This is a genomic window from Microbacterium sp. Beta, assembly GCF_005502545.1.
GTDB lineage: Bacteria > Actinomycetota > Actinomycetes > Actinomycetales > Microbacteriaceae > Microbacterium > Microbacterium oxydans.
In genome coordinates this window covers 1-8,153 of the sequence record NZ_SCOG01000045.1, presented here as the reverse complement: position 1 = coordinate 8,153, position 8,153 = coordinate 1, and the positions used below count along the sequence as shown (strand labels likewise).

8 protein-coding genes and 1 pseudogene are annotated in these 8,153 nt (G+C 71.0%); 1 reads left to right on the top strand and 8 read right to left on the bottom strand.

The genetic code is table 11. The features are described 5' to 3' along the window. Positions 1 to 466, top strand: a pseudogene (locus FFS56_RS20160) (hypothetical protein); the annotation flags it as partial. On the opposite strand, the gene FFS56_RS20155 reads toward FFS56_RS20160, so the two are convergent. From FFS56_RS20155 to FFS56_RS20120, 8 genes are all read right to left on the bottom strand, one after another. Then, a complete protein-coding gene (locus tag FFS56_RS20155; RefSeq protein WP_058632594.1) occupies positions 424 to 825 on the bottom strand; it encodes a VOC family protein in 402 nt (133 codons plus the stop codon). The pseudogene FFS56_RS20160 and the gene FFS56_RS20155 sit on opposite strands and share 43 nt — an antisense overlap. Before the next feature lie 47 nt (positions 826 to 872). Further along, positions 873 to 2,006, bottom strand: coding sequence for a UDP-N-acetylmuramate dehydrogenase (locus tag FFS56_RS20150; RefSeq protein ID WP_046747835.1), 1,134 nt, complete (start codon positions 2,004 to 2,006; stop codon positions 873 to 875). A 13-nt stretch (positions 2,007 to 2,019) separates the two neighbouring features. Next, positions 2,020 to 2,418, bottom strand: coding sequence for a MaoC/PaaZ C-terminal domain-containing protein (locus FFS56_RS20145; protein WP_046747834.1), 399 nt, complete (start codon positions 2,416 to 2,418; stop codon positions 2,020 to 2,022). Further along, positions 2,418 to 2,888: a MaoC family dehydratase N-terminal domain-containing protein gene (locus FFS56_RS20140; protein ID WP_061018537.1), complete on the bottom strand. Its 471-nt coding sequence runs from the start codon at positions 2,886 to 2,888 to the stop codon at positions 2,418 to 2,420. The genes FFS56_RS20145 and FFS56_RS20140 overlap by 1 nt, the downstream gene beginning before the upstream one ends. Before the next feature lie 60 nt (positions 2,889 to 2,948). Next, positions 2,949 to 4,151, bottom strand: coding sequence for a glycerate kinase (locus FFS56_RS20135; RefSeq protein WP_127012571.1), 1,203 nt, complete (start codon positions 4,149 to 4,151; stop codon positions 2,949 to 2,951). Between the two features lie 116 nt (positions 4,152 to 4,267). Next, a complete protein-coding gene (locus FFS56_RS20130) occupies positions 4,268 to 5,845 on the bottom strand; it encodes an SLC13 family permease (protein WP_212742689.1) in 1,578 nt (525 codons plus the stop codon). Further along, entirely contained in the window at positions 5,842 to 6,501 is a 660-nt protein-coding gene (locus FFS56_RS20125) for a response regulator transcription factor (RefSeq protein ID WP_046747831.1), read from the bottom strand. The genes FFS56_RS20130 and FFS56_RS20125 overlap by 4 nt, the downstream gene beginning before the upstream one ends. Before the next feature lies 1 nt (position 6,502). Continuing rightward, complete coding sequence (locus FFS56_RS20120; RefSeq protein WP_082108629.1) at positions 6,503 to 8,077, bottom strand: ATP-binding protein; 1,575 nt, start codon at positions 8,075 to 8,077, stop codon at positions 6,503 to 6,505. Positions 8,078 to 8,153 lie beyond the last annotated feature (76 nt).

The following is an 8,153-nucleotide window of genomic DNA, read 5'->3' as shown; positions in this document are numbered from 1 at the left end:
GGTGAGGGGGGATACTGGAGGTATGGGGATGGAGGGCGACGAAGTGGAGGGTGAGGGGATGCCTGTGAGTCTGCGGGTGGCCTTCGCCATCCTGATCACGGTGACCGTGCTGATCTTCTTCGCCTCGCTCCTGGTCGCCCCCTTCCTCTGGTACTGGGGAGGAGAGTGGCGAGCGTTGCTCAGTGTGCTCCCCTTCGTACCGGTGGTCGTCTACGCGACCATCACCGTGCTCGTCACAAGAGGAAAGTCGTGGGCCCGATACGCGACCGTGCTGTTCCCGCTCCCTCTCGCGCTCTACGTCCCTGCGGCAACGGGCACGACCTGGGAGTTCCCGGTCGGCCTCGCGGCCCTCGTCCTCACCACCACGGCGGTCGTGCTGATCTTCCTGCCGTCGTCTCGTCCCTACTTCGGCAGGGACACACCTCAGTCCTCGGGGTGGAAGCCGATCAGCCAGCGGACGCCGTAGCGGTCGACGAGCGTGCCGTCGAAGTCTCCCCACGGACGCTTCTGCAGCGCGTCGATGACTCGTCCGTCTGCCGCCAGCTTGTCGTACCAGTCGGTGAGGGTCAGGGCATCCGCTGTGCCGAGGAGCGAGAGGAACATGCCGCTCATCTGCACCGCGTCGTCATCCGCACCCGCATCCGCCCCGGCGACCTCGACCGGCCCGCTCAGCTGTCCGTGCGCGACCGCGTCGCCCGGACCGTCGTGGCGTCCTGCCGTGGCATAGTCGAGCAGCTGGAGCTCACCGCCGAACACCGATCGATAGTGACCGAGCGCCTCTGCGGCGTTGCCGGGGAACAACAGGTACGGGATCAGTCCGCTCATGCCGCGAGTGTAGCCGCGACCGACGACGTGCCCTACCCCTCGACGCTCTAGAGCTCGACGCCGACGAGAACGGGCTCCGGCTGCAGCACGAGACCGAACTCGGCGTGCACCCTGCTCTGGATGAACCGCGCGAGCTCGGCGACCTCACCAGCGGTCGCGCCACCTCGGTTGGTCAGAGCGAGCGCGTGCTTCGTCGACACGGATGCGCGGGAGTGCGGCAGCTTGAACCCCTTGCGGATGCCTGCCTGCTCGATGAGCCACGCCGCGCTCACCTTGACGTCGGAGACGGCGGCCGGCTTCGACAGCGGCACCTGCCCGTCGTAGGACGCGAGCGGGATGACCGTCACGGCGTCGAGGTCGGGGGCGACCGGCCAGCGCGGGCATTCCGGCGGCAGCGCTGCGGCCACGGTCGCCGTCACGATCGCGTTCTGGAAGAACGAGCCGACGCCGTGGGTGTCCGGGTCGTCCGCATCGAGCAGCATGCCCTTCGATGCCCGAGTCGCCAGGATGCGCTCCCGCACCCAGCCCAGCGGAACCGGGGTGTCGTCCGTGAGGCCGAGCGCCCGACGCAGCTGCTCGCCGCGCACCACGCGCTCACCGGCGACCAGCAGGTCGACGGTCACCGAGAGGATCACGGCACGGCGCAGCGGCACGCTGCCGTGGTGATGCTTGAGCACCGAGGTGCGGAAGCCCAGCCCGAGTTCCGCGGCGGGAACGGTCGAGACCTCGCCGGTCGCTTCGTCGATCAGCTCGACCTCGACCAGCGTCTCCTGGATCTCCTGGCCGTACGCGCCGATGTTCTGCACGGGGGCCGCGCCGACGGTACCGGGGATCCCGCTCATCGCCTCGAGACCCGCGTAGCCGTGCGCGACGGCGTACGCGACGAAGTCGTCCCAGCCGTGTCCGGCGTGCGCACGCAGACGGATGCGACCCGCGTGGGGGGACGGCAGCTCGTCGATGCCCTCGGTGCGCACGCGGATGACCGTGCCCTCGAACGGCTCGTCGCCCACGAAGAGATTGGATCCGCCACCGAGGACGAACCACTCGTCGCCCCGCGCCCAGGTCTCGCGCAGAGCGTCGACCAGTCCGGAAGTCGTCGTCGCCTCGAACATCCGCTCCGGCGCCGCGCCCGTGCGCAGTGTGGTCAGCTCCGCGAGCCGGACCGCCTCGATCTCCCGCATCAGACCGTCCTCATCAGACGGCGACGCGCAGCTGCGCCTTGACGAGCACGGTGGTGTCGCCGAACGTGACCTTGAGGTCGATGCGGGCGACCTCGTCGTCGACAGCGCCGACGGTGGCCACGACGGTGACATCGGCGCCCTCGACCGGGTCGACCACGACGGGCTTGGTGAAGCGCACCCCGTAATCGAGGATGCGCGTCTCCGGTGCGAGTGCGGCGACGACCACCGACGAGGCGATGCCCATCGTGAGCATGCCGTGCGCGAGCACGCCGGGGAGCCCGACAGAGGCCGCCACGTCGTCGCGGTAGTGGATGGGGTTGAAGTCCCCGGATGCTCCCGCGTAGCGGACGAGCGATTCGCGGGTGAGGTGCACGGTGCGCTCGGCGACCACGTCTCCGACGGTGTAGCCCATCAGGCGGCCCCCTCTTCCTCGGCGCTCGGCTCGGCGCCGACGAGCAGCACGCTGGTGGCGGTCACGACGTGGGCTCCCGCCGGGTCGGTGATCTCGGCCTCGCTGGTGATCATCGCGTTCCCGCCCATCATGCGGATGCCGGTGACACGCAGCTGGGCGGTGAGCTCATCTCCTGCGACGATCGGGCGCGTGTAGGTGAAGCGCTGCTCTGCGTGGATGGTGCGCTCGAGCGCGATGCCGGAGTCCTCCTGACCCAGCAGCTGCTGAAGCGTGAGGTCTTGGATGACCATCGCGAACGTCGGCGGCGCCACGACGTCGGAGAAGCCGGCTGCGCGGGCCGCCTCGACGTCGGTGTGCTGCGGGGCGTCGGCGAAGACGGCACGAGCGAACTCGCGCACCTTCTCCCGGCCGACGAGGTACGGGGCCGTCGGCGGGAACTCCCGGCCGACCAGATCTTGGTTCACTGCCACCCCTCGATCCTACCGAGGCCGCGCTGTGCGTCAGGCCCGCAGCCGGCGCTCCGCCACGCTTCAGGCGGCCCGTGCCGACATCGCCGATCCGAGCAGGACCATCCGCATGCTGCGCTCCGCGGCGTCTCGCAGCAGCGCCTCGCCCTGCTCCACCGCCTGCTCGAGGGGCATCGGCACGGTGAGGATCGAGGCGATCGCGTCGATGCCGATGTCGTGCACGGTCGGAGCACCGACGCCCAGAGACCCGGCGATTCCGAGCACGGGGACGCCGGCGACGCGGGCGCGCATGGCGATCTCGGCCGGCACCTTTCCGCGCGGAGTCTGGAAGTCGATGGCGCCTTCCGCCGTGATGACCAGGTCGGCCATGGCCATCAATCCGTCGATCGGCTCCGGCAGCAGGTCGCTGTCCAGCAGCACCTCGAAGCGCGGAGCGAGGCGGGCGCCGAGCACTGCGGCCAGCCCGGCCCCGAGACCGCCCGATGCGCCAGTGCCTCCACCGGTGCGCACATCCATCGCGGCACCGAACGGGCTCTGCTCTTCGAGGAGAGCAGCCCAGATGCCGAGCGCCTCGGCCAACTGCTCCACCTGCTCCGGTGTCGCCCCCTTCTGTGGTCCGAACACCCTGGCGACGCCGCGCGGACCGCACAGCACGTTGTGGATGTTGCACGCCAGCACGATCTCGACTTCGCCGATGCGCGGATGGAGGCCCGACAGATCGAGGTGCACCGCGTCCCGGAGGTGCCGACCGCCCGCAGCCACAGGCGCGCCATCGCGATCGAGGATGCGGGCCCCGAGGGCTTCGAGTGCGCCCGCGCCCCCATCGCTCGTCCCCGAGTCGCCACAGCCGACCACGATCCGCTCGGCACCCGAGTCCAACGCGGCCGCGATCAGCTCGCCGACACCGTGGGTCGTGGTCGCACCGGGGTCGCGGCGGTCGCGCGGCACGAGTCGCAGCCCCGCGGCGGATGCCATCTCCACCACGGCGGTTCCCGAGCCGCGCCCTCCGAGCCGCGCCCACTGCGCGTCGACCGCGTCGCCGACGGGCCCCGTAACCCGGGCGGCGACGAGTTCGCCGCCCGTCGCCGCGGCGAGCGCGGCTGCCGTGCCCTCCCCGCCGTCCGGCACCGGATACTCGTCCACCTGCACGCCGGGGATGACCCGACGCACACCGGCGGCGATCGCCTGGGCGACGGCCTCGGCGCTGAGGCTCTCCTTGAATCCGCTGGGTGCGACCAGGATGCGCTGCGGGATGTGGATGGACATGATTCCTCCTTCTGCGCCCGAACGGGCGACGAGCGCCCGGTGTGCGGGCACGACGAGCACCGGTGCACCGGCGGCGCACGCGGAGTGAAGCGGGTGGGTGAACGGGACGCTGCGGGTCAGAGCAACAGAGGCAGCCCCATCGACGGCCATACCCAGAGGGCGAACACCGCGACGAGCACGAACATCGCGGGAGCCAGTACCACCGAGAGTCGACGCAGATCCGGCGGACTGAAACCACCGCTGACGATGTCGGGGTCAGCGAACATCGCGACGGGTTTCGCCGAACTGGGAAGCGTGTGGCAGAAGCCGGCAGCCGCTGTCGAGGCGAAGGCTGCAGCCGTCGGTGAGACGCCGAGGGCGGGAGCGAGCGCGACCACGACGGGGATGATCGCCGCGGAACGGGCCGACCGCGAGGGGATCAGCAGATGCGCCGCCGTCGAGATCGCGATGACGACGAGCACGAAGGCCACGGCCCCGGCAGCGCCGAGTCCACGCAGCGGTGCGAGCGCGGACGAACTCAGCCATGCGGCAGCGCCGGTGGTGGTGAGCGCGGACGCCAGCGCGAGGGTGGCCGCGAGGAACAGCAACAGCGACCACGGCACGCGCTTGATCGCGGCGGGGAACGTCAGGCAGCCGATCCCCGGCGTCACGGCGGCGACGGCCCCGAGGAGCGCGACCAGGGCCGGCGACTGATGGTGCAGCGGCTCGGTGGCCCAGAGCAGGATCACCGCCCCCAGCAGCAGGGCGGCTCGTCGCTCCAGGGTGCTGAGCGGCCCGGTCACGGCCGTCGACGCGGAGCGGCCGATCTCCGCAGTGCTCAGTCGAAGACGTGTGGTGCGGTCTTCGCTCCGGGTGAAGCGCCAGAGGATGATCTCGCACGCCAGGTGCGACGACACCACGGCGAGCGGCAGTCCGAGCCAGAGCCAGCTCGAGAACGTGAAGCCCTCCTCCCCTGCGGCGCGCAGCAGCTGGTCCGTGACGATGTGTGCTCCGGCCCCGAGCAGCGAGCCGACAGCCGACAGCAGCACCACGGTCGGCATCAGGAGCGCCAGCGCACGGATCACCCTGTCGCGTTCGGGAAGCGCGGTGGCGACCGCGGTATGCACGGGGACGGCGAGCGCCGCCCGCCCTGACGTCGCCGGCACGGCGAAAGCGGTGAGCGTGAGCGCGACCGTCATGAGGTGGAACAGGCTCCGTGGACCCCGCGCGAATCGCAGCAGGTGGGCGGCGCCACGCAGGGCCAGCCCCGAGGTGGCCACCGCGGAGGCGATCACGAACGCCCCGATGAGCAGCCAGATCGTCTCGTCGCCGAGCGAGGCGAAGAAGTCGCGTGCCGGCAGTACCCCGGTGACGATGAGGGCGATCGCGGCGAGGAAGGCGACGAGTGTGTCGTCCAGACGCGTCGAGGTCCATGCCCATACGGCGAGCAGGAAGACCGCGAGCGTCACCGCGATCGGCAGGGTGGGCGCGCCGCTCCCCGGCGATCGGGTCAGCGCGGCCAGGAGCATCGCGCCCCCGGCCGTCAGCACGAGCCCGAGCGCGACCACGCGGAGCGCACCCGCGCGCCCGAGCCGCCGGCGCACGGATCGGCGTTCGACGGGCAGCGGTCGGCGCTCGGGCGGCATGGTCGCAAAGCGTGCCCGCTCGACCACCGTCTCCCCCACGGGTGACGTGTTCTCGGAACGAGTGTTCATCGGAACCGGTATCCCGCCCCGCGCACGGTCTCGATGCGGTCGACGCCGATCTTGCCGCGCAGCGCCCGCACGTACACGTCGACCACATTGGAGGCCGGATCGAAGTCCATCCCCCAGACGTGACCGATCAGCTGGTCGCGCGACAGCACCTGACCGGCGTTCTGCAGGAACACCTCGAGCAGCGCGAACTCACGCGAGGTGAGTTCGCGCATGTCTCCGTCGACCGTGACGGTACGGGCCCGCACATCGACCCGCACATCGCCGTGAGTGAGCACCGGACCGGCAGTCCTCCCCTCGCCGTCGCCGATCCGCAACCGCACACGTGCGATGAGTTCAGCGAACTGGAACGGCTTGGTGACGTAGTCGTTGGCCCCGCTCTCCAGGCCGCGCACGGTGTCGATGACAGAATCGCGGGCGGTGAGGATGATCACCGGCGTCGCGACGCCCTCGCCACGAAGGTTGGCGAGCACGTCGAATCCGTCCATGCCCCCGAGCCCGATGTCCAGCAGCACCAGGTCGAACGTGCCGCTGCGCGCCATCAGCAGGGCGGTGTGTCCGTCAGCGGCCTCGGCTGTCTCGTAGCCGGCTGCACGCAGACCCCGCCGCACGAACGAGGTGATGTGCGGGTCGTCTTCGGCGATCAGGATGCTGCGCATCTCACTCGCTCCTCTCTGATGCGGACTGTGGCCGCACGGTGGTCGGGGCGGTGGTCGGGGCGGGGAGGTCGATGCCGAAAGTGGCCCCTTCCCCGAAGACGCTGTCGACCCAGGCTGAGCCGTCGTGCCCGTCGGTGATCGCCCGCACGATCGCGAGTCCGAGGCCCGAACCGCGGCGTGCGCCGGAGCTGTCTCCGCGGGCGAAACGCTCGAAGATGCGCTCGGCGTCAGCCGCTGCGACCCCGGGGCCGCTGTCGCGCACCCACAGCCGCAGCCGGCGTTCGCCGCCCTCGCCGTCGAAGCGCGAGCCGATCAGGATGCGGTCACCCGGCTCCGTGACCTGCACCGCGTTCGCCGCGAGTTGCAGCACGGCCTGAGTGACCCGCTGCGGGTCGAGAGGCGCTGTGCCTTCCGCCACTTCCATGAGCTGCCAGCGGCGATCACCGAGGTTCTGCGCCTTGGCCTCGATGTCGAGGGTGAGAGCGGCGACGTCGCAGTCGGCGACGCGCACGAAGTCGGGCTGCTCGGCACGGGCGAGGACGAGCAGGTCGGTGACGATGCGGCTCATCCGATCGAGCTCGTCGCTCACGAGTCGCAGGGTCGCCGCCCGCTCCTCCGGCTCCTCGCTCAAGAGCTCCAGCTGCCCGCGGACGATCGTGATCGGCGTGCGCAGCTCGTGCCCGGCGTCGTCGACGAACCGCTGCTGCGTGGCGTGCACGGCTTCGAGGCGGTCGAGCATCTGGTTGAAGGTGGTGGCCACGGCGGCGATGTCATCCGTCCCGTCGACCGGCACCCGCGCGGAGAGATCGTGCTCGCCGATGTCGCGGGCGACGCGGTAGACCTCACGCACAGGGGCGAGGATCTGGCCGGCCACGAGCCAGGCGACGCCTGAGCTGAGCACGATGCCGATCAACGCGACCCACGCGATCGTGGTGAACCCGGCATCGACCTGGGATCGCGCTTCCTGCGTGTACTGCACGATCAGGACGGCACCGGCGCGGTCGCCTGCGGTGAATTCCAGCCTCCCCCAGCGCAGGGGCCCCGCGTCCGGCGCCTCCATCGCACCGGAGGACGCCGACTGGCCGAGCAGACCGGTCACGAGCGCTTCTCCCCCTGGCACGGCGGAGAGCGCGGCAGGATCCGTCGCCTCCACCCGTCCGTTCGCGACGGCGATCACCTCGCCGCCGACCGACGCGACGACGACCTCGTTCTCGTGCACGGACTGCCGGGCGACGTACTCGCTGACCAGTTCCTCCGGGGTGGTGTGGCCGCTGACCGCGGCGTCCTCCGCGAAACGGGCGAACTCCGCGGCCTCCTGCTCGATCTCCGCATTGGCCGACTGCTCGACACCCGCGAGGAAGATGCTCCGACCGATCATGCCGACCGCGAGCAGCGTGATCGCGGTGCTGAGGATGATCCACAGGGTGATCCGCCAGCGCGCGGGCAGGGTGCGGCGGCGCAGCGTGCGCAGCGGCGCACCGGTCGATGCGGAGACGTGGGGGATCGCTCGCGCATTCCGCGGCGCCGCGGAGCCGGCGCCCTCGAGGTCGAGGGGCAGCGTGGGCGCATCAGTCATCGTCGCCGCCGTCGTCGTCGTCATCGTCGTCGTCACCTGCGGGCGGCGCTGGTGGCGCGGGCGCAGGGGCCGGAGC

Excerpts from the sequence above, each read along its gene's own strand:
- FFS56_RS20130 (WP_212742689.1), bottom strand. The coding sequence starts at position 5,845 with ATGAACACTCGTTCCGAGAACACGTCACCCGTGGGGGAGACGGTGGTC.
- FFS56_RS20120 (WP_082108629.1), bottom strand. The coding sequence starts at position 8,077 with ATGACTGATGCGCCCACGCTGCCCCTCGACCTCGAGGGCGCCGGCTCC.
- FFS56_RS20150 (WP_046747835.1), bottom strand. The coding sequence starts at position 2,006 with ATGCGGGAGATCGAGGCGGTCCGGCTCGCGGAGCTGACCACACTGCGC.
- FFS56_RS20145 (WP_046747834.1), bottom strand. The coding sequence starts at position 2,418 with ATGGGCTACACCGTCGGAGACGTGGTCGCCGAGCGCACCGTGCACCTC.
- FFS56_RS20125 (WP_046747831.1), bottom strand. The coding sequence starts at position 6,501 with ATGCGCAGCATCCTGATCGCCGAAGACGACCCGCACATCACCTCGTTC.
- FFS56_RS20135 (WP_127012571.1), bottom strand. The coding sequence starts at position 4,151 with ATGTCCATCCACATCCCGCAGCGCATCCTGGTCGCACCCAGCGGATTC.
- FFS56_RS20155 (WP_058632594.1), bottom strand. The coding sequence starts at position 825 with ATGAGCGGACTGATCCCGTACCTGTTGTTCCCCGGCAACGCCGCAGAG.